This window comes from Gracilibacillus timonensis, assembly GCF_900086715.1.
GTDB lineage: Bacteria > Bacillota > Bacilli > Bacillales > Amphibacillaceae > Gracilibacillus > Gracilibacillus timonensis.
The window spans coordinates 795,672-817,354 of record NZ_FLKH01000012.1; the positions used below are offsets into that span (position 1 = coordinate 795,672).

General features: G+C 39.8%; 18 protein-coding genes and 1 tRNA gene. 16 read left to right on the plus strand and 3 right to left on the minus strand.

Annotated features, from left to right (window positions below; translation table 11 throughout):
- The first annotated feature begins 215 nt into the window (after positions 1-215).
- The 9 genes from glyQ to BN6556_RS14950 all read left to right on the plus strand — a co-directional run bounded on the left by glyQ (position 216) and on the right by BN6556_RS14950 (position 11,520).
- A complete protein-coding gene (glyQ, locus tag BN6556_RS14910) occupies positions 216-1,109 on the plus strand; it encodes a glycine--tRNA ligase subunit alpha (RefSeq protein ID WP_066196437.1) in 894 nt (297 codons plus the stop codon).
- Complete coding sequence (gene glyS / locus BN6556_RS14915) at positions 1,096-3,186, plus strand: glycine--tRNA ligase subunit beta (protein WP_066192921.1); 2,091 nt, start codon at positions 1,096-1,098, stop codon at positions 3,184-3,186. Before glyQ ends, glyS begins: the two co-directional genes overlap by 14 nt.
- Before the next feature lie 35 nt (positions 3,187-3,221).
- Complete coding sequence (locus BN6556_RS14920) at positions 3,222-4,058, plus strand: pyruvate, water dikinase regulatory protein (protein ID WP_066192923.1); 837 nt, start codon at positions 3,222-3,224, stop codon at positions 4,056-4,058.
- Between the two features lie 406 nt (positions 4,059-4,464).
- Complete coding sequence (dnaG, locus tag BN6556_RS14925) at positions 4,465-6,294, plus strand: DNA primase (protein WP_066192925.1); 1,830 nt, start codon at positions 4,465-4,467, stop codon at positions 6,292-6,294.
- Between the two features lie 14 nt (positions 6,295-6,308).
- Positions 6,309-7,424 (plus strand): RNA polymerase sigma factor RpoD, encoded by a 1,116-nt coding sequence (rpoD, locus tag BN6556_RS14930; protein ID WP_066192927.1) that lies wholly within the window; start codon positions 6,309-6,311, stop codon positions 7,422-7,424.
- Between the two features lie 389 nt (positions 7,425-7,813).
- On the plus strand, positions 7,814-8,344 hold the full coding sequence (locus BN6556_RS14935; RefSeq protein WP_066192929.1) for a hypothetical protein: 531 nt from the start codon (positions 7,814-7,816) through the stop codon (positions 8,342-8,344).
- 211 nt (positions 8,345-8,555) lie between these two features.
- Positions 8,556-8,912, plus strand: a complete 357-nt coding sequence (gene cccA / locus BN6556_RS14940) for a cytochrome c550 (protein ID WP_066192931.1) — start codon at positions 8,556-8,558, stop codon at positions 8,910-8,912.
- A gap of 815 nt (positions 8,913-9,727) precedes the next feature.
- Positions 9,728-10,411 carry a tRNA (adenine(22)-N(1))-methyltransferase gene (locus BN6556_RS14945; protein ID WP_066192933.1) on the plus strand — a complete coding sequence of 228 codons (684 nt, stop codon included), beginning with the start codon at positions 9,728-9,730 and terminating at the stop codon, positions 10,409-10,411.
- The gene (locus tag BN6556_RS14950) at positions 10,408-11,520 is read left to right on the plus strand and encodes a Nif3-like dinuclear metal center hexameric protein (RefSeq protein WP_066192935.1); all 1,113 of its coding nucleotides are present in this window, start codon (positions 10,408-10,410) and stop codon (positions 11,518-11,520) included. Before BN6556_RS14945 ends, BN6556_RS14950 begins: the two co-directional genes overlap by 4 nt.
- Positions 11,521-11,942: 422 nt before the next feature.
- Here BN6556_RS14950 and BN6556_RS14955 read toward each other — a convergent pair whose 3' ends face one another.
- A complete protein-coding gene (locus BN6556_RS14955) occupies positions 11,943-12,887 on the minus strand; it encodes a 4-hydroxy-3-methylbut-2-enyl diphosphate reductase (RefSeq protein WP_066192937.1) in 945 nt (314 codons plus the stop codon).
- A 130-nt stretch (positions 12,888-13,017) separates the two neighbouring features.
- Here BN6556_RS14955 and BN6556_RS14960 point away from each other — a divergent pair, with 130 nt between their 5' ends.
- Together BN6556_RS14960 and BN6556_RS14965 are read left to right on the plus strand one after the other, a co-directional pair.
- Entirely contained in the window at positions 13,018-14,334 is a 1,317-nt protein-coding gene (locus BN6556_RS14960; RefSeq protein WP_066192938.1) for a DEAD/DEAH box helicase, read from the plus strand.
- Between the two features lie 11 nt (positions 14,335-14,345).
- Complete coding sequence (locus tag BN6556_RS14965) at positions 14,346-15,242, plus strand: deoxyribonuclease IV (RefSeq protein ID WP_066192940.1); 897 nt, start codon at positions 14,346-14,348, stop codon at positions 15,240-15,242.
- 284 nt (positions 15,243-15,526) lie between these two features.
- Here the strand turns inward: BN6556_RS14965 and BN6556_RS14970 are convergent, their stop codons facing one another.
- Positions 15,527-15,811, minus strand: a complete 285-nt coding sequence (locus BN6556_RS14970; protein WP_066192942.1) for a DUF2624 family protein — start codon at positions 15,809-15,811, stop codon at positions 15,527-15,529.
- 129 nt (positions 15,812-15,940) lie between these two features.
- Between BN6556_RS14970 and BN6556_RS14975 the strand changes: the two genes are divergently transcribed.
- Entirely contained in the window at positions 15,941-16,648 is a 708-nt protein-coding gene (locus BN6556_RS14975) for a lytic transglycosylase domain-containing protein (RefSeq protein ID WP_066192944.1), read from the plus strand.
- Positions 16,649-16,730: 82 nt separating this feature from the next.
- Positions 16,731-17,150, plus strand: coding sequence for a hypothetical protein (locus BN6556_RS14980; protein ID WP_066192946.1), 420 nt, complete (start codon positions 16,731-16,733; stop codon positions 17,148-17,150).
- 28 nt (positions 17,151-17,178) lie between these two features.
- Here the strand turns inward: BN6556_RS14980 and ispG are convergent, their stop codons facing one another.
- Positions 17,179-18,288, minus strand: coding sequence for a flavodoxin-dependent (E)-4-hydroxy-3-methylbut-2-enyl-diphosphate synthase (gene ispG / locus BN6556_RS14985; RefSeq protein ID WP_392388597.1), 1,110 nt, complete (start codon positions 18,286-18,288; stop codon positions 17,179-17,181).
- Between the two features lie 367 nt (positions 18,289-18,655).
- Between ispG and BN6556_RS14990 the strand changes: the two genes are divergently transcribed.
- From BN6556_RS14990 to BN6556_RS15000, 3 genes are all read left to right on the plus strand, one after another.
- Positions 18,656-19,285, plus strand: a complete 630-nt coding sequence (locus BN6556_RS14990; RefSeq protein WP_066192949.1) for an NfeD family protein — start codon at positions 18,656-18,658, stop codon at positions 19,283-19,285.
- Positions 19,286-19,809: 524 nt separating this feature from the next.
- On the plus strand, positions 19,810-21,438 hold the full coding sequence (locus BN6556_RS14995; RefSeq protein WP_066196439.1) for a Na/Pi cotransporter family protein: 1,629 nt from the start codon (positions 19,810-19,812) through the stop codon (positions 21,436-21,438).
- Positions 21,439-21,604: 166 nt separating this feature from the next.
- Positions 21,605-21,679: transfer RNA gene (locus BN6556_RS15000), tRNA-Asn, on the plus strand.
- Positions 21,680-21,683 lie beyond the last annotated feature (4 nt).

Consider the following 21,683-nt stretch of genomic DNA (forward strand, 5'->3'; position numbering starts at 1 on the left):
ATGGTGCCATCAAGCGAGTTCAGGCGGGTGAGAGCTGAGCAGGTTACCTCTTAGGAAGGCACTCTGGAGCGATGAAACAAGAAAAAGAGGTTGCGTTTATTGCAACAAGTAGGGTGGAACCGCGGAAAATCCGTCCCTATGCCTTATCGTTAATAATAAGGCATAGGGACGGATTTTCTTATTGTCGAATAACCGAAGTGGAGGATGAGATAAACATGAATATTCAAGAAATGATTTTAACCTTACAACAACACTGGTCTGATCAAAATTGTATTCTTATGCAGGCTTATGATGTGGAAAAAGGAGCGGGAACGATGTCGCCTATGACTTTATTGCGCAGTCTCGGGCCTGAGCCTTGGAATGTAGCTTATGTAGAACCATCAAGACGACCAGCAGATGGTCGTTATGGTCAAAATCCCAACCGATTATATCAGCATCATCAATTTCAGGTAATTATGAAGCCATCACCGGATAATATCCAAGAGCTCTATTTGAATTCTTTAGAGAAGTTGGGTATTGATGCGGCTTATCATGATATTCGTTTTGTAGAGGATAATTGGGAGAATCCCACGCTTGGAGCCGCGGGATTAGGATGGGAAGTTTGGCTCGATGGAATGGAAATCACTCAATTCACTTATTTTCAACAAATCGGAGGTTTAGAGGCAAAACCGGTAGCAGTTGAAATTACTTATGGTATTGAACGCCTTGCTTCCTATATTCAAGATAAAGAGAACGTTTTTGATTTAGAATGGACCAGTGGTGTAACCGTTGGAGATATTTTTTATCAACCGGAGTATGAACACTCTAAATATACGTTTGAAGAATCCAATACAGACATGCTTTTTGACCTGTTTTCTACTTATGAGGAAGAGGCGCGGAATGCGATGAGTAAAAGTCTAGTTTTTCCAGCGTATGATTATGTTTTGAAATGCTCTCACGCTTTTAATTTATTAGATGCTAAGGGGGTTATTTCTGTCACGGAGCGAACTGGGTACATTGGGCGTGTGCGTCACCTGGCAAGAGAAATAGCCAAATTATATGTCGAAGAGAGAGAGCGACTAGGATTTCCAATGTTGAAAGGAGAAGAAGCTTCCCATGAAAACAACTAATGTATTATTTGAGGTTGGACTTGAAGAAATGCCTGCTCGTTTTATGAATGATACGGAGCGCCAGCTTAAAGATAGAACGATGGAATGGTTGGAACAAGTTCGCCTTACTTATCAAACGATCACTACCTATATTACACCGAGAAGATTTGCCGTATTAATTACGGAACTTGCGGATAAACAGCCAGACCAAGAGGAAGAAGCTAAAGGTCCTGCCTTAAAGATTGCTAAAAACGAGCAAGGAAATTGGACCAAGGCGGCTATTGGTTTCTCTAAAGGGCAAGGGAAATCTGTCGAAGATTTGTACGTGAAAGAAGTGAGCGGAACGGAATATGTTTTTGTACGTAAATTTATTGCTGGAAAAACGCAAGATCAACTGCTAGCTGATTTTAAGGATATTATTCTTCATTTGAATTTCCCCAAAAACATGCGTTGGGGCGACCAAGATTTACGTTATGTCCGCCCGATTAAGTGGTTGGTTGCCTTGAAAGATGATCAGGTCATTCCCTTTGAAATAGCTAAGGTACCAACAGGGAATATTAGTAAAGGACATCGCTTCCTTGGGGGAACAGTGGAAATCAATGATCCTTTAACCTACGAACAGTTATTATCGGATCAATATGTGATAGCACAAGCGCAAGATAGGAAAGAGCGTATTGTTGCCGGCATTGAAACATTAGCAAATGACAAAGGATGGGTTATTCCAGTAGATAAAGATCTGCTGACAGAAGTAACCCATTTAGTAGAGTACCCTACCGTATTTTACGGAAAGTTCAGTGAAGAATTTCTGCAGCTGCCGAAAGAGGTACTGATCACTACTATGAAAGAGCATCAGCGTTATTTTCCAGTAGAGAATGCCAAAGGAGAACTGTTACCTTATTTCATTGGTGTCAGAAATGGCACAGCTGAACATGTGGATACTGTGGCCCGTGGTAATGAAAAGGTGTTAAGAGCACGCTTGCAAGATGCGCAATTCTTTTTTGAGGAAGATCAGAAGCAATCAATCGAGAATAATCTCGCACAATTGAAACGAATGGTATTCCAAGAAAAAATGGGAACCATAGCAGATAAGGTTATACGTGTCGAAAAAATTAGTGCATGGATCGCAAATATGTTACAATTAAATGATAAACAAAAGTCTCAAGTAACAAGAACGGCACAAATCAGTAAGTTTGATTTAGTCACCAACATGGTGAATGAATTTACAGAATTACAAGGAATCATGGGCAGGAAATATGCAGAAATGTTTGGTGAGGATCGTGTGGTTGCTCAGGCGATAGAAGAACATTATATGCCAAGAAACACCCATGATGACCTGCCAGAATCAACAGTAGGTGCAATTGTCAGTATGGCAGATAAATTAGATACGGTTGTTGGTTGTTTTGCAGTTGGCTTAATCCCTAGTGGTTCACAAGATCCATATGGTCTAAGAAGACAAGCACTAGGCATTTTGCAAATTGTTCAAGCAAAACAATGGGAGCTTAATATTACGGAGGTCTGTGAACAGGTATTGGCATTATTTACGGAAGAGAACATACTAGAGGGTAGTAAGGAGCAAATTACAGCGCAAATCGAATCATTTTTTAAGCAGCGCAGCGTATATATTATGAAAGAGGCTGGACTCGATCCAGATGTCATTGACGCGGTATTAGCCAGCCAGTTAGCCGACTTCTCTTTCCTTATCAAGAAGGGAGAGGTATTACAAGAGAAGAAAACAGACCAAGACTTCAAAGATAGCCAAGAGGCCTTTGTTCGAGTGCTAAACCTTGCTGTAAAGGCAGAAGAGCAAACCAAAATAGATACAGCTTTATTTCAGAATCAAGAAGAAGCTAACTTATATCAAACCTACCTGGATAGGAAGGAACCATTTACAGAGGCATTGGCACAAAAAGACGCGAGTCGTGCGTTATCGGTGTTGGCACCCCTAGTGACACCAATACATGCATTTTTCGATCATTCCATGGTTATGGATAAGGATATGGCTATTCGTCATAATCGTCTTTCCTTGTTAAATCAGATCGCCAAACAATTATTATGTTTTGCGGACTTGACAAAGGTGCAATGGAAACAACAAGGTTAACAGATGATAAGGAAGGCTGAGGAGGGTGTTAACAGATGGAGAAAAAGATTATCTATGTCGTGTCTGATTCGGTCGGTGAGACGGCTGAGTTTGTTACCAAGGCAGCTCTCAGTCAATTTATGAATGAAAATGATTATGATATCTATCGAATTCCTTACGTAGAAAATGTAGAGGTTTTGCGTGGTGCCGTGTACCACGCAAAACAATTGGATGCCATCGTGGCCTTTACTATTGTGAATACAGAACTGCGAGAATTCTTCATTCAGGAAGCGGAAGAAAAAGGGGTGGACTGTGTCGATATTATGGGTCCGATGCTTCAGGTGATGGAACAAAAGTATAAGCAAAAACCTCGCCAAGAACCCGGCTTAATCCATAAACTAGATGCAGATTACTTTCGAAAAATTGAAGCCATCGAATTTGCCGTTCGTTATGATGACGGAAAAGATCCAAGGGGAGTTGCCAAAGCGGATATAGTACTGATCGGTGTTTCCCGTACATCAAAGACACCACTTTCTCAGTATTTAGCCCACAAGCAATTAAAGGTAGCAAACGTACCCATCGTACCAGAAGTAGAACCGCCTGAAGCACTATTTACCATACCTTCCCATAAATGCATTGGTCTTCGTATTAGCCCAGAGAAGCTAAATGGTATTCGCAAAGAAAGATTAAAAAGTCTTGGGTTAGGAGATCAATCTAGCTATGCCGCTTTTGAACGAATTGAGGAAGAATTGACTTGTTTTAACGACTTGGTGAACAAATTAGGTTGTCCCGTCATCGATGTTTCTCATAAAGCGGTAGAGGAAACGGCCAATATCATTTTAAATATGATTAACCAGCCATACTGGGAGCTGCAAAATAGACAGATTGATTAACTCTCAGGTAATGAGGGGGAGATTCCCCCCAACAAAAGCATTGCGTCATTTTTATTAAAATCGTAAAAATAAGTAATAATAGTTGATTTTATTGGTGAATATATTATAATAATACTTTGGGCAAATGTTTATATCTAGCTAAAAAGGTGTAGTATATATGGCAAATAAACATTTTTTTGGCTTGTTTTTATAAAAAAGAAGGATTTTGCGGATTTATGTAGAATATTTTTTACAACGAGGAAGAAGGTTCGCGGTTCATTTGCGCACATCGTGTTTATATCACTGATAATCGAGGTATTATGTAAGCAAGGACTGTTGAAGAGGACAGAGTTGCTTTTCCTATTTTGAATAACGAGAAAATTGTCGAATCAAGGTTGTAAAAGCTATGTAGAAATGGTGATAAGCAATGGCCAATCAAGTGTCAGATCAAGTAATTGAATCACTGCGCCAAGCTAATGATGTCGTGGATATTGTTGGAGAATATGTCCAATTGAAAAAACAAGGACGAAATTATTTTGGCTTATGCCCTTTCCATTCTGAGAACACACCATCTTTTTCCGTTAATCAGGAGAAGCAGATCTATCATTGTTTTGGTTGTGGCAAAGGTGGAAATGTGATTAGCTTCATCATGGAGATGGAAGGTTACAACTTTCAGCAGGCCATACGTTATTTAGCGGATAAATCTGGTCAAACGATTCCAGAATTCCAACAACCAGAACAAGGGGAAAGTCGGTCAGAGGAGCAGAAGGTGTTAGAAGCCCATGAGTGGTTAGTTAAACTATATCACCATTTGCTGCGACATACGAAAGAAGGAAAAGAGGCGTTAAGCTATTTATATGAAAGAGGCTTTTCCGATGAAACAATCGATACTTTTCAAATCGGATTTTCTCCTCCATCACGAGATTTTGTCGTGTCTTTCCTTGAAAAAAAGGGATTTCATAAACAGGTGATGGCAAACGGGGGAGTACTCGCTATGACGGAGGATGGTCATTATTATGATCGTTTCCAGAATAGAATCATCTTTCCCATTCGTAATCACTTAGGGAAAACCATTGCTTTTAATGGCAGATCGCTGCGAGACCAAGGTCCTAAGTACCTAAATAGTCCTGAAACTACCCTCTATACCAAAAGCAGGCTACTGTACAACTTCGATCTTGCCCGCGGTGAGATTAGGAGAAAAGGAGAGGCCGTGTTGTTTGAAGGGGCGGCAGATGTTATTTCTGCTTATCAAGCCGGAGTCAAAAATGGTGTTGCTTCCTTGGGAACCTCTTTGACAGAAACACATGTCAACATGCTGAGGCGCTACGTGGAAACGATTGTTATCTGTTATGATGGTGATGGTGCAGGACAAGAGGCCACGTATAAGGCCATACAGTTATTGAAACAGGCTGGATGTGTGATTAAAGTGGGAATAATGCCCACTGGTTATGATCCTGATCAATATATTCAAGAGTATGGAGCAGAGCAATTCAGAACCCAAATCATCGAAACAGCTGATACAGAAATGGTTTTCCTGTTAAAGTATTTACGAAAGAACTTTAATTTAAAGCTTGAAGGCGACCGTTTGAAATATGTAGAAGCAGCTGTTGCAGAAATAGCAAGCTTAACAAGTTCTATTGAACAAGATCATTATCTTCGTGAGTTAGCGGCAGAATTTCATTTATCCGAGGAAACGCTAAGGCAGGAATTATCGGCAAGATCACAACAAGTACAAAAAAAGGTTGATAACAAGCGCATCTTTGGTAATACTAATGTTGGAAAACAACAACAAACAGTTTCTAAACCCTTGCATGCACTGCAACCAGCTTATCATAATGCGGAACGACGCCTGCTTGCTGCTATGCTTCAGAACGCATTTATAGCTGATAAGATACAAGAAACCATCGGGTCCAGCTTCAACGTAGAGCAGCATCAGGTAATTGCAACCCATCTTTATGGCTTTTATGAAGAAGGGAATGAGCCAGATCCAGCCCAATTCTTAACTTATTTGGATGATCAAACATTGCAACAATTGGTCGTCGAGTTATCGATGTTGGATTTTTCATGGGAGATGTCGGATAAGGAATTAACCGACTATATTCATATCATTCAGGCAGAACAAACAGAACATGTCATGCTAAACCAGCTTCAAGACAGGATGAAACAAATAGAGAAAACAGATCCTAAGGAAGCTGCTAAGATAGCGATGGAAATGATACAAATTAAACAGCAATCAAGGAAATGGAGTAGTTTTTAAAAGGAGGGCAACTCATGGCAGAGAATAAGTCATCACATTCTAAAGAAGTAGAATTGACCGTTGATCAAGCGAAAGAACAGCTATTAGAGTTGGGGAAGAAACGTGGCGTATTGGCGTATGAGGAAGTAGCAGAAAAATTAGGTAACTTTGAATTAGAATCAGATCAAATGGATGAGTTCTATGAGTTTCTTAATGAGCAAGGTGTAGAAGTGATTGGGGAGACAGATGAAGACCCATCCATGCAGCAATTATCGAAAGAAGAAGAATTCGATCTCAATGACTTGAGTGTACCTCTGGGTATTAAGATTAATGACCCAGTTCGCATGTACCTAAAGGAAATTGGTAAGGTGGATCTTTTATCAGCTACCGAAGAAATCGACCTGGCAAAACGTATTGAACAAGGTGATGAATATTCGAAGAAACGTTTAGCAGAGGCCAATTTACGCTTGGTTGTCAGTATAGCGAAGCGTTATGTAGGTAGAGGAATGCTATTCTTAGACCTTATCCAAGAAGGAAATATGGGACTGATCAAGGCAGTAGAGAAATTCGACTTCAGAAAAGGATTCAAATTTAGTACCTATGCTACTTGGTGGATTCGCCAAGCTATTACAAGAGCCATTGCTGATCAGGCAAGAACCATCCGTATTCCCGTTCATATGGTAGAAACCATTAATAAGCTGATTCGAGTTCAACGTCAATTATTGCAAGACTTAGGACGTGAGCCAACTCCAGAAGAAATTGCGAAAGATATGGAACTTACCCCAGATAAAGTAAGAGAAATCTTGAAAATTGCTCAAGAACCTGTATCTTTGGAAACACCTATCGGGGAGGAAGATGATTCACACTTAGGTGATTTCATCGAAGATCAAGAGGCGACTTCTCCTTCCGATCATGCAGCCTATGAGTTATTAAAAGAGCAATTAGAAGATGTCTTAGATACACTTACCGACAGAGAAGAAAACGTGCTTAGACTCCGTTTCGGTTTGGATGATGGAAGAACAAGAACATTAGAAGAAGTGGGCAAAGTATTTGGCGTTACTCGAGAACGAATTCGTCAAATCGAAGCCAAAGCCCTTCGTAAGTTGCGCCACCCAAGCCGTAGCAAACGATTGAAAGATTTTCTAGAATAAGAATGAAATAGAGAAATGTAGAGAGTTGTTTTCTTTCCATCTTTTTTCTTTTGATTAAGGTAAAAGAGGACAACTCTATCTTTATAGAAGCTGTTCAAAAAACAAAATACACGTTAAACTTTTGTATTGCCATAGCTTTTTGATTTCTTTTATCGCAGTATACCTGATGTGCGTTTCCCAGATCTGGAGTAGATTGCTCGGAAGCATGAGATCCAACAATCAGGCTGCACGATGGGTTCACTAACATTCAGAGCGGATGGAAAGCGCCTCTCTGAATGAAAGTTTACTTTATCAGACTAGGGATATATAAACTTTTAAATGAAAATCACTTGATTGTTTCCTAGCATAAACCGATATAAAGAGAAATGAAGGAATCTTGGAGTGGTGGTATGAAAGCAGAGAGAAAACAAGTTATCATTAGTGAGATTCATTACTGGAAATCTCATCAAATCCTCCCAGCGCATTATTGTGATTTTTTGTTAGCGCTGTACTCAGAAGGAGAGGGAGCAGACGAACAAATGCCGCGCCCGAGTCCTTATTATTTATTTTTTTATGTATTGCACACGTTATTATTGTTAGTCCCCATCCTTTTGTTTACACTTAGTGAGCATATGATGTTACAAATAGCTGGTAACTGTGTGGTATTAATCATAGCGTTGTTAGCGATCAAACTTTTTCACCGACATCCCTACCTGCGCGAATCTTATGCGGTTATGATTTTCTTTGTGTATTTTTTGCTTTTTACGGCTTTGGTATTGTTTCAATACTTGCCAAACTGGATGATCTTGTATAGTTGGATCTTTTTAAATAGTGCTTCATGGGTCGTATGTGGTTGGTGGAGAAAGCAGTTCTTTTTACAGGTTGCTGGTGTTTTTGTTTTTATCGTCCTGCTTATTAGGCTGGGGTTCCATTATTTTTAATGTCTTCTAAAGAGGATTGCTTCGGATGCAACTAAATGTTGCGAACGAAGGGACGCAATATGGCCGCTCTATTTATCAGCATATTTTAAACAGTTTATGAATTTTAATAGATAACACTTCCCAATCTTCACATTTTAAAGTAAAATAAAAGTGGCTTTCTTTGTACATAAAAAAACGTAGGCGTTTAGTGTTATTGAAGGAGGAAAATCAAATGAAAAAAAATCCTATTATACCATTCGCACTTATTGCCGTGCTTGGCATCTTAGCTATGATTATCATTTCTGCAGTAGGATTAGATCAACAAGATAAGATTGCTAATGGTGGTGAAGAGGGCGGCGAAACAGAAGAAGCCCAAGATCCTGAAGCATTAATCCAAAGCTGTGTAGGTTGTCATGGTGGTGATTTGGAAGGCGGTACAGGACCAGCCTTGCAGGATGTAAGTAGCAGACTAGATCAAGATCAAATCAGAGAAACCATCATTAATGGTACAGACGGCGGTATGCCGGGCGGATTGGTGTCGGATGAAGAAGCGGAAGTATTAGCCGAATGGCTGACTGAAGAACATTAAAGCATGCAAAAAGCCTTCTGTTTTAAACAGAAGGCTTTTTCTTATAACGCTAGCATGGCATAATAAGATGTAACGATTCTGATCTAAACGATTAGAAATACCGATAAGACGAATTATGTAAAGTAAACCACTTTTCTGGGTGGTGATTTTGATTGTTTAATTGTGCTAGACGAGCGCTCCGGGAATAGGTTCCGCTAGATTGGAGTACAACAATGGTTGTTACTGCAAGAATGAGGAGTTCTAGGTACCTAGACAGTATTGTAGCAAAAGGAGAAAATCGTCAACTGATTTTTCGGATATGTCATGGATCATGCTACAAAATGGTTCTTTCATTTATAAAAACCATAATGTATGATCGAATCATTCTCTGAACAAGTTTATCTAGCATGATAATGGTGCCTAGAATCCCACATCCTAGCAGTCATTCGATTGTAGTGCTACTACCCAGGAAGGAAATAGGTGGAGACTCTATAAAGTGTTCACAAGCTAAGAATCACCACGCCTGCACTTCATAGTGTGAAGCCCCCGCAGGAAGCGGTTTTGGCTGACGAGGAGGCTAAAGCCTTGTCTCGCGGTATAGGTAACACAATGAGAGTGTTCTTTGCTCGAATCGCTTGTTGACTTATGCTTCGCGGGTAAAAGCGTAATCTATTTCCAGAGCGCTATTTAGCACTGACAAACAATCAACTTTACTACATGGAAGACATGGACCGCTACTTTACATAATTCGTCTTATCGGCAGTTATATAAGTTAATAATAAAGGTATTCAAAGCAACAAAATCCACTAAGATTAAATGGGAAAGGAACACAAGGAATGATTTCAAAACGTTTAAGCCGTGTTGGCGAATTTCTAAACAAACCGATCCACTTTGCAGATATTGGTTCCGATCATGCCTATCTGCCATGCGTGATTTGTTCTGCAGATCCAGATGCTACAGCTATCGCCGGAGAAGTGAATGAGGGTCCTTTTCTGCGTGCCAAACAAACAGTAGTCGAACAGCAACTAACAGATCAAATAGAGGTACGTAAAGGCAATGGCTTAGAGGTAATTAATCCAGGAGAAGTCAATCAGATGACGATTGCAGGAATGGGCGGGAAACTGATTGCTTCTATTCTGGAAGAAGGAAAAGAAAAATTAATAGGGGTCAATCGTTTCATTCTACAACCTAATTTAGATGCTAACATGGTTCGATCATGGCTGCAGCGTCATCAAATTGCGTTAGTAAATGAGGCCATCCTAGAAGAAGAAGGGTATATATATGAAATCCTTGTAGGCGATCAGACCAAATCGTTCGCTACATTGACAGAAAAGGAATTATTATTTGGCCCTTACTTGTTAAAAGATCGACATCCGGCTTTTATTAAGAAATGGAATCGGGAATATGAAAAAAGAAAGAGGCTGTTGCAGCAAATGAAACAAGCTGCTCAATTGCCCTGGGAAAAAATCCAGCAATTAGAACACGAGAATGCCATGATAGAGGAGGTAATATTCGAATGACAAAGGTAAAAGATATTGTGCAATTATTTGAGGAATGGGTTCCTGTTGATTATGCAGAGCACTGGGATAATGTTGGTTTACAACTGGGGCATACAGAACAACCAGTTACAAAAGTGATGATTACGTTAGATGTCGTAGACCGGGTAGTGAAAGAAGCCATCGAGCAAGACGTGGACATGATTATTGCCCATCATCCCTTGTTTTTTCAAGAACTCAAATCGCTCGACCTTGCTACTCCCAAAGGCAAGGTCGTGCAGCATTTGATCAAGCACGATATTGCTGTGTATGCCGCACATACTAATTTAGATGTCGTCGACGGTGGAGTGAACGATTTGCTGGCAGACCAATTGCAAATCATCGATACCAAACCATTAGTAACCACCAATATTGAAAAAATTTACAAATTGGTGATCTATACACCGGCAACACATATAGAACAATTAAAACACGCCTTGGGTGATGCTGGGGCAGGTCATATTGGAAACTACAGCCATTGCAGTTTTCGCTCCAGAGGGACAGGGGCGTTTAAACCACTAGCAGGAACTAATCCGTATTTAGGTAAACAAGATGAAATGGAGGAAGTGGACGAATACAAACTGGAGACGATTATTACTGAGTCCCAGTTTACCTCTGTCTTAGAAGCAGCGGAGCATGCTCATCCTTATGAAGAAATGGCCTACGATGTGATCCCATTGGCTAATCAAGGAAAAGTACGGGGATTAGGCAGGATAGGTTTCCTAGCACACCCGATGCCGCTAAAAGAATATATCGAGATCGTGAAGCAACGTTTTTCCCTGCCAGCACTACGTTATGTCGGTTCTGCTGATCAGCAGATTAAACGAATAGCCGTATTAGGTGGAAGTGGTAAGGGATATATTGAGGCAGCTCGGAAAGCTGGAGCAGATTTGTATGTAACAGGTGATCTCACCTTTCACGACGCTCAAGACGCAGAGGAAGCGGGGATATGCTTGTTGGACCCAGGGCACCATGTCGAAGCAGTAATGAAACAAGGTGTGAAAGACTACTTTGACCGCAATAAAGAGCAGCTGTCGAGTGACGTCGAGGTTATTACATCGAAACAATTTACAGAGCCATTTCATTTTGCATAAATGTTATTGTGATTGTTGTTCTGATGACGACCAAAAAAGTGTCCATCATGGAAAATGGTGGTCATCTCTATGGAGGTTTGGAGTGCATTTTTAATGCTTCATTTAGATTCATTGAGCAGGCAGAGGAAGTGTGAAGATCCCACAGAAAATGCTCTTTACTGACGAGCAGGTTGAGCCAAATGCCTCGCGGTATAGGAAGTATGATAAGAGCGTTTTTGCTCAAATCGCTTATTGACTTATGCCAAGTGGGTAAAAGTGGAACCTATTTTCGGAACGTTTCCCGAGCGCTAACAAATCATCAACTTTCTTACATGGAATAAGTTGGACTGGTGACTTTACATCATTCGTCTTATCGGCAGTTAGTGTCTAGTTCGGGTAGTAATAAAAAACCGGGCAGAATTTGCCCGGTTTTCTTATGCATGTTATTTTGCTTTTACCTTAGGAAGGATTTTATCTTTTTGCACTTTTGATGTGATGTCCCATGTGTTGCTGTCGTTTGGATCATATTGTTCGACAAACTTAATCACTTCTTTGGCTATGGGGGTGGGTGTAGAAGCGCCAGCAGTTACGGCTACTTTCTGAACGCCATCGAGCCAGTCTAATTGAATCTCAGAGACATCAGCAATACGATAGGCTTGCGTATTCGCTTTTTCAATGGATACTTGCGCCAGGCGGTTCGAGTTATTACTACGAGGATCACCGACTACTAATGTGAGATCGGCTTCTCCTGCCTGTTCAGCAACGGCTTCCTGACGTACTTGTGTTGCCATACAGATTTCTTGTTCCATTTCTGTCTGTGGGTATTTCTCTTGCACCTTGAGCATGACATCATAGACGTCCCATTGGCTCATTGTTGTTTGATTTGTTACCAATATTTTTTTATCAGAGGCAATTATCAGTTGCTCTACTTCTTCTTCATTTTGTATCAAGTGGACATGATCGGGCGCAACGCCCACTGCCCCTTCAGGTTCCGGATGACCTTTCTTACCAATATACACAATTTCGTAATCTTCTTTCACTTTTTCCCGGATGAGATCATGTGTCCGTGTGACGTCTGGACAGGTGGCGTCCAGCACGGTTAAGTTTTTCTCCTCGGCCCTATTTTTCACTTCAGGTGATACACCATGGGCGGTAAAAATCACCGTCCCACTCTCAATATCCTCTAATAAATCGGCTCTATTCCTGCCATCTAATGTATAAACACCCTGCTCTTCAAAGGCGTTGGTAACATGTGAATTGTGGACAATCATACCCAGTATATAAATAGGTCGAGGTAGATTGGGATCTTTTACGGCATTTTGCGCAATAACCATTGCATCGACAACTCCATAGCAATATCCCCTTGGAGCAATCTTAATTACTTCCATTGTCGTTCCCCCTCTGTACTTTCTGCTTAAGATAAAGTAAAATGTCTAATAGTGGACTTTACGTCCAATACTTTCATTATAAAGGTATTTAGCATAATTGACAAAGATAATCAGTCAAAAGGAGACAGATATGAAAAAACACCAATTTAGACAATATGCATTAGAAGACTGGATGAATGATGTGATAGATGGTCTCGGGTTTTATGAGCCGACTCCGATTCAGACAAAGGTTATTCCTGAGGCGTTAAAGGGAAAAGATATTATCGGGCAGTCAGAGACTGGTTCAGGAAAGACACATGCTTTCTTAATCCCTTTATTGCAACAAATAAATAGTACCGATGATGCAACACAAGTCGTGTTAACTGCACCCACAAGAGAATTAGCGACACAAATTTATGAAGAAGTAAAAAAGATCAGTGAGTTATCAGCTAATCAAGACGCGTGGCGAACCAAGCTGATTATTGGTGGGACCGATAAAAAAAGAATGATTGATAAGATGAAACAGCCTCCACACATTGTAGTAGGTACACCAGGACGGATCTTAGATTTAGTGGAACAAGGTGTGTTATCGATTTATTCGGCGAAATCTTTTGTTATCGACGAAACAGATTTGATGCTGGAACTAGGTTTGATTCAAGAAATCGATAAAATCTTAACCAACGCCCATCCATCGATTCAGCTAATGGTGTTTTCTGCTACGATACCTGAGAAACTTCAACCATTTTTAAAGAAATATTTACAGTCTCCACTGTATATTAAAATAGATGATCGATTGGCACCGGAAAACCTGGAACATCGCTTGATTGACTTAAGACATAGACAAGCTGCCGATCTTATTACACAACTGTCTTCACTGATTCAGCCTTATTTGGCGATTATATTTACAAATGGGAAAGAGCAAGCCGATCAGCTAGCTCAGCAATTACATGAAAGAGGTCTGGGAGTTGGTTTAATTCATGGCGGTTTAAGTCAACGGGAACGAAAAAGGGTGCTGAAGGAGATTCAACAACTGAAGTATCAATATATCGTTGCTACAGATCTCGCAGCACGGGGGATTGATATCAAAGGCGTCAGCCACGTGATTAATGCCGAATTGCCAAAAGAAGAGGGATTTTATTTACATCGGGTAGGCCGAACTGCACGAGCTGGTATGGAAGGAACTGCTATTAGTCTTTACCAGGAACAAGACCTCCCGTTAGTTCAGACATTAGAGAAAAAAGGATTAACCTTTACCTTTTACGATATTGTGCAAGGGGAGTGGCGTGAAGCCAAGCCTTGGAATGTACGTCAAAAACGAGTGAGAATGGAAAATGAAACAGAAAAACAGGCCTGGCAGCAGGTAAGAAAACCGAAAAAGGTGAAGCCAGGTTACAAAAAGAAAATGAAAAAGCAGCAGCAAAAAGTAAAAAAGAAAATACAACGCAATACATTTAACAAAAAGAAATGAGGGAGCAAACCATGTTGAAAATTGGTTCACATGTATCTATGAGTGGAAAGAAAATGTTATTAGGATCGAGTGAAGAGGCGGCTTCCTATGGGGCAAATGCTATGATGATCTATACCGGCGCTCCACAAAATACGAGAAGAAAAGCGATTGAAGAATTAAATATTGACACAGCACAGACTCACATGCAAGAACATGGGATTGCTGATGTTGTCGTTCACGCTCCTTATATTATTAATATTGGCAATACCGTCAAAGAAGAGACGTTTGATTTAGGCGTTCGTTTCTTAAAAAGCGAAATTGACCGAACGGAAGCGATCGGAGCCAAGCAAATCGTGTTACACCCAGGCGCCCACGTTGGCCAAGGGGCGGATGCAGGGATTGTTAAAATCATTGAAGGTTTGAATCAAGTGCTTGATCCCGAGCAAGATGTACAAATTGCGCTGGAAACGATGGCGGGAAAAGGTTCGGAAGTAGGTAGAAGCTTTGACGAGTTAGCCAAGATTATCGATGGTGTAACGCATAATGAGAAATTATCGATTTGTTTAGACACCTGTCACATTCATGACGCTGGTTATGACGTTGTGAACGATTTTGATGGGGTATTGGATGCATTTGATAAGATCATTGGGTTAGACCGCCTGAAAGTAGTGCATGTGAATGACAGTAAAAATATCCAAGGGGCGGGAAAGGACCGTCATGAGAACATTGGTTTTGGTCATATTGGCTTCGACGCATTGAACTACGTAGTTCATCATGAGCAGTTGAAGGACTTGCCAAAGATTCTTGAAACGCCTTATGTAGGAGAAGATAAAAAGAATAAAAAGCCACCTTATAAGTTTGAAATCGATATGTTAAGAAAAGAAGCTTTTGTTCCAGATTTAAAAGAACAAATTGTTCAACAAGGCTAAAATAAGCAAATCACCAAAGGATATATATCGTCTTTGGTGATTTTTTTATGATAAGTAGGTGCTCTTGATCCATTTACACGAATGGATCAAATAAAGTATTAACAGGAAATCATGTGAGCAAAGACTTGTTTGATAATGTAACGGGCGGGGATTCCTAGTTTTTCTTATCTAAGAAAAATTATAGGACGTAGAACGATTTTGGCCTTGAACGAACTGGCAAGTAGTCTCTATTTTTTGCTGCCGAGGGTTGATTGTGAGAAAATGAAGTCGTGAACATATTGGCTTTAATAAAACAAGTGCTCTACGTTATACTCCTTGATCAATTGTTTGAACAAGCTTTGACATGCTTGAGCGGTTTTACTATCCGTCAATTCCGCTAATTTTTTTAACATCTTGGTACGATCAGCAGGCTTGGTTGGATCGTAGTTGCTTTGCTTGAGGTGTGAAGCAATCGCATTTGCTTGCTGATGACTTAATGCAATCTGGTATTCATCGGCCTTCTGTTTAATTTCTTCTGCCGATAAATGCTTTAGCTTATAGGCAATCATTTTTTTCGTTAACATGTTCATGATATGAGCTCCTTTTTTTTATTATAGCCTATTCTATGCAAGGATGTTTAGCAATTATGCAAAAAGGTTATATGAAGTAAGTAGGTCTGCTATTGGCTAATCCGCTAAGAATGAGGAGGTGTAGCCTGAATGAGCAGAAGACAAATCCTTTTTTTAACTGGGTGTGCCCTGATTTTATTATGTTCTGGTGGGTGGAATTATTATCAAATACAAGGGTATCATCAAGAAATCGAAACGCTACAAATGGAGAAGCAAATACTCCAGCAACAATCAAATGCAAGAGAGCATATCTATAATCAGTCTCTCGATAAAGCGGAATTGCATCTGGATTACGAAACGTGGCCACATTACTTCGATGCAGCAGAGGCGATGGTAAAAGATAGCGAAGGTAATTTTGAACGTCCATGGGCAATTTTTTTAGTGAAAGAAGCGGAGCCTTATGATATTGATCCATTTCTGGTTTATGAACTGTTAAAAGTGGAGACAGGTAATACATTTAAGCAAGACTTAGTTGGACCAGAAACAGAATATGGGCACGCTTATGGTATGGCACAATTTATGAAAAATACGGCACCTTGGCTTGCCGAAAAAGCCAATATACCCTACGAACAGGACTTATTATTCAATCCTTATTATTCCATGAAGTTGTCGCTGGTTTATCTTGATTTTCTGTATAATCAATACGGAAACTGGAATGAGGCATTAACGGCTTATCATCGGGGAATGACTGGCCTACAGGAATACAAAGAAGAGAATGGAAATGCCAAAAGTGAGTATGCCGTTAAGATTCAGCGACAAGCAGAAAAATATCAAGATTTTGTTGCATACCTTCCATAACCGTGCAGTATAATTTTCCACGAAAGAAACAGCTAAATCATGGCATACTACAAATGTACCTTAAATATGGAGGAGGTGTAGTATGTCAGAATATAAAAATGACGATCGTGTAGAAGATGCACCAAGGGTTAATAATGGTCAGCAATCAGAGGACCTCACCACACAACAATTTACAGAAACAAATGAATTATATGCACAAAACGAACTCAATCGACGAGATGAAGAAACAGCGGCTGAATTAAGTGCTGACACGGATTTCAATGATCAAATAGAAGAAGCAGAACAAGAGACGCAGATGCAGGCGGAAGTGAATATGACTTATGGATGGATCGGCCTTGTTTTGGCAGTTGTTTCTTTTTTTGTATGGCCACTAGTCATGGGCGTTGCAGGTATAGTATTTGGGATTATTTCGAAGACAAAAGGCGCAGATACGTTAGGGAATGCTGCTATCACCGTATCGGTAATTTCCTTACTTGTATCCCTCTTTTTTGTTCCTTTTTAGACATTAAAAAACCGGGCAGCTGCCCGGTTTATACTTCTTGGGTTTCTTCCTCTTCTTTTTGTTTTTGATAAAATTCTTCTGCAATTTTATCTACTTCAACCTTCAATTCTTCTACCATCGTTTCTTCAGGAACCTTGCGGATGATTTCTCCGTGACGGAATAATAATCCCTCACCACGTGCCCCGGCAATACCAATATCTGCCTCACGTGCTTCACCAGGTCCGTTGACGGCGCAACCTAACACAGCAACTTTTATCGGTGCCTTGATCGTCGATATATATTCTTCTACTTCATTAGCGATCTTGATTAAATCGATCTCAATTCTGCCACAGGTTGGACAGGAGATTAAAGTAGCAGCATTGGAAGCTAAGCCAAATGTTTTCAATAATTCTTTGGCTACTTTCACCTCTTCCACTGGATCTGCACTTAACGATATCCGCATCGTACTGCCGATACCTTTACTTAGGATAGCACCCATACCGGCTGCACTTTTGATACTTCCAGCAAACTGGGTTCCTGATTCAGTAATACCTAAATGCAGTGGGTAAGGAATGACTTCGGCTGCTTTTTCGTAAGCCTCAATCGCCAATGTAACATCGGAGGCCTTTAAGGAAACTACCATATCATGAAAATCGAGATCTTCCAAGATCTTAATGTGATGAAGTGCACTTTCAACCATTCCGTCTGCCGTTGGATAGCCATATTTTTCTAAAATATGACGTTCCAGAGAACCAGCGTTTACACCAATTCGTATCGGAATTCCCTTTTCTTTCGCTGCATTGACAACAGCTTCTACTTTATCACGCTTACCAATATTACCAGGATTGATTCGAATCTTATCGGCGCCGCCTTCAATCGCTTTTAGGGCAAGCTTATAGTTAAAATGTATATCTACGACTAACGGAATATTAATGCGTTTTTTGATCTCTGGAATGGCTGCGGCTGCTTTTTCATTCGGGCAAGCCACGCGGACAATTTGACAGCCCGCCTCTTCCAAGCGACCGATTTCTTTAACGGTAGCCTCGACATCTTCTGTCTTTGTCGTTGTCATCGATTGGATAACAACTTGATCTTTTCCCCCAATCATAACATTGCCAACCTTGACTGGTCGCGTATCTTTACGGTGTATTATCGTCATATCAATCATCGCTCCTTTTATTCAAATGACCTCTATCATGAAAATAAGTACTATTCATCTACTTAATTACCATCCTTCATTATAAAGGTTATCAGTACAAATGAGAAGTAACAAACCTTCATAATTAAAAAAATTAACATAAAAACCGAGTAAACATCGCTTGTAGGTGGTGAAGTTTTTTATGATTGGTTAGTAAAGCATACTTTCGGAAGTATGCTACAGCAAAATTTGATTCTTCACCTAATTGTCATAAAAGAAAATAATGAAGATTAATAAGAGGTGGTTCACGTTTAAAAATAAAATGAAACAAAACACAACCTTTATTCGTATGTTATGATAAGAATAAATGTCAGTAGGGGTGGTGCATATGTTTGCGATTACGGCTGATTGGATGAGCCTTGTCGTAGTTGGGTTTGCGACGTTGTTTTTAATTGGAGAGTTACTTGTTAATGCAAAAGGAATATTTGCTGTTTTGGGATTTGGCTTTATTACGGTTTATTTTTCCTCTTTTTTGGATATCAGTATGTTTTTTATGATGATTGTCATTTATTTGTTTGGTTTAATGTTGATCATTATTGATGGAAAAGTGCTAAATGATGGAACCTTAGCAGTGATAGGTCTTGTCTGTATGATGGTGTCCGTTGGTTTTGCTGCGCCGAATTGGACGGCAGGGCTTTATGCGATCATCGGGATATTTGTTGGAGTTCCTGCTTCTTTTGGGTTCTTAAAGGTATTTAAGAAACGTCAGATGTGGACGAAGATCACATTATTTGATCAGCTGAGTGATGACGCTGGGTACTCCAGTATCAATCAATCTTATAAAGAATTGGTTGGGAAAACAGGAGAAACCCTGACAGATATGCGTCCAAGCGGTACGGTGAGAATTGATGATAAGGAGTACAGTGCCGTTACACAAGGCAAATGGCTCACCAAAGAAACAGAAGTTAAAGTAGTGCAAGTCGATGGAACGAGAATATTGGTCAAAGAAACAAAGTAAATTTTTTTGACTATATAAGTTGAATTAAATAATTTCTCATTAATGTATGATCAGAAAATCATATGAGCAAAGACTTGCTTGTCAACGGTTTTTTTACATTTATAAGTTCAACTTATATAGCGAGAAATAGAAAGGACGGTATGAACCCGTAATCTGGGTGCGTATCGTCCTTTAATCGTTAATGGCGATATCTACACTTTTTTATCACTTTTTGAAGAAAATCAAAAAAAAGATTACCTTTATAGCATATTGTTGATATAATAGGGTTGTTTGTTAAGGTTTTGTAAATTTTCAATAAAAGTCTTTACAAATACTCAACAAATCATTAATAATGAGGTGGTGTGCAAGTTTTATTTGGAGGATGGAAACAGGATAACTTTTATCAGATACCGTGGAGGATGTCTAAATTTGTTGAATACATAAAAATGTGCTTTAGTTAAAGTTGGATGATAAAAGTATGCCATAATATTTGCATAGCCGGAAAACCTAATCTGAGAATGCTTTGCGAGAAGGGATGAACGTTGTTGGAAGTGAATCTACAAACAATGCTATTTGAATTTATTGGTGGATTGGGAATCTTTTTATTAGGTATTAAATACATGGGAGAGGGCTTGCAGAAGATTGCAGGGGATCGCTTGCAATATTTCTTGGATAAAACGACTAGTAACCCTTTTATGGGGGTACTGGCAGGGATTGTAGTAACGATATTGTTACAGACAAGTTCAGGGACGACTGTACTGACAGTTGGTTTGGTAAATGCCGGCTTTATGACCTTGAGACAGGCCATTGGTGTCATAATGGGGGCAAATATCGGAACGACGATGACCGCATTTATTATAGGGATCGATATTCAAGAATATGGTCTGCCCATCCTTGCTGTTGGGGCATTGATGCTGTTTTTCTTAAAAAATGAGAAATTTTCCAATATTGGTTTAACCATTTTTGGTTTTGGTGCGTTGTTTTTTGGGCTTAATTTAATGGGTACGGGTTTAAGGCCATTAAGTACTTTGGAATTTTTCCATGAACTTACATTAAGTATGTCTAACACACCGATACTCGGTGTCCTAGTAGGGGCTTTGTTCACGATGTTAGTACAAAGTTCCAGTGCTACCATTGGTATACTGCAAGGTTTGATGACAGAAGGTGCTATGGAGTTGAAAGCAGCCTTGCCGGTATTGTTTGGTGACAACCTAGGTACGACGATTACAGCGGTAATTGCATCTGTTGGTACGTCTATCGCAGCACGAAGAGCCGCTTTAACACATGTTGTCTTTAACCTCATAGGTGCGATTATTATTGTGATATTCCTAAACGTATACACTATATTTATTGCTAATTTACAGGATTGGTTAAATTTAAATGAGGCAATGACGATTGCCTTTGCACACGGTATATTTAATATTTCAAACACGGTTATCCAGTTTCCATTTATCGGAGCACTTGCCTATTTTGTAACAAAGTTAATTCCAGGTGAAGATGTAGTGGTGAAATATAAACCACAGCATTTGGACCCTATTTTCATTAAGCAATCCCCGTCTGTCGCACTAGATCAAGCAAAGGCAGAGGTTATTCATATGGGGAGATATGCCTTGAAAGGTTTAGGTGAGACAAGCCAGTTTCTAAATACTAACGAACAGAAAAAAGCAGAAATGGCCTTGCAAATTGAAGGTGCTTTGAATAACCTAGATCATGAAATTACGGATTATTTAGTCGAATTATCTCGTACCAATTTTACGGAAGCGGAGAGATATAGCCATTCAGCGCTAATCAATGCGGTTCGTGATATTGAACGTATGGGTGATCATTACGAAAATATTATCGAGTTAGTCAATTACAAAATTTCCAATAAGGTAGATATTACGGAACAAGGGATGATTGATCTCGACAATATGTTTGAGTTAACGATCAGCACGGTGGATGAGGCTATTAATGCGTTAGAGAACATGGATAGAGAAGCTGCACTTAGCGTTATTCAAAAAGAGAATGCCATTGATAAGATGGAACGTAACCTGCGCAAAAAACATATTATTCGATTGAATGAAGGAATTTGTACAGGTACAGCCGGGATCGTATTTGCTGATATTATTAGTAATTTAGAGCGTATTGGTGATCATGCGGTAAACATTGCTGATGAAGTGTTAGAAGAAAGGTAACCCACATGCAGAGAGCAAGAGATCTTGCTCTCTGCAACCTATTTGTGGTTAGATGGCTGTGTTGAGCGTTTTAAGGGAATTTGACGAAAATATTACAAAAACTATTGACTATGATAAAAGGCTGTGGTAAATTGTTATATGTCGCTTCAGTGATTATCGAAAACATTCCACAGTAGCTCAGTGGTAGAGCAATCGGCTGTTAACCGATCGGTCGTAGGTTCGAATCCTACCTGTGGAGCCAATAT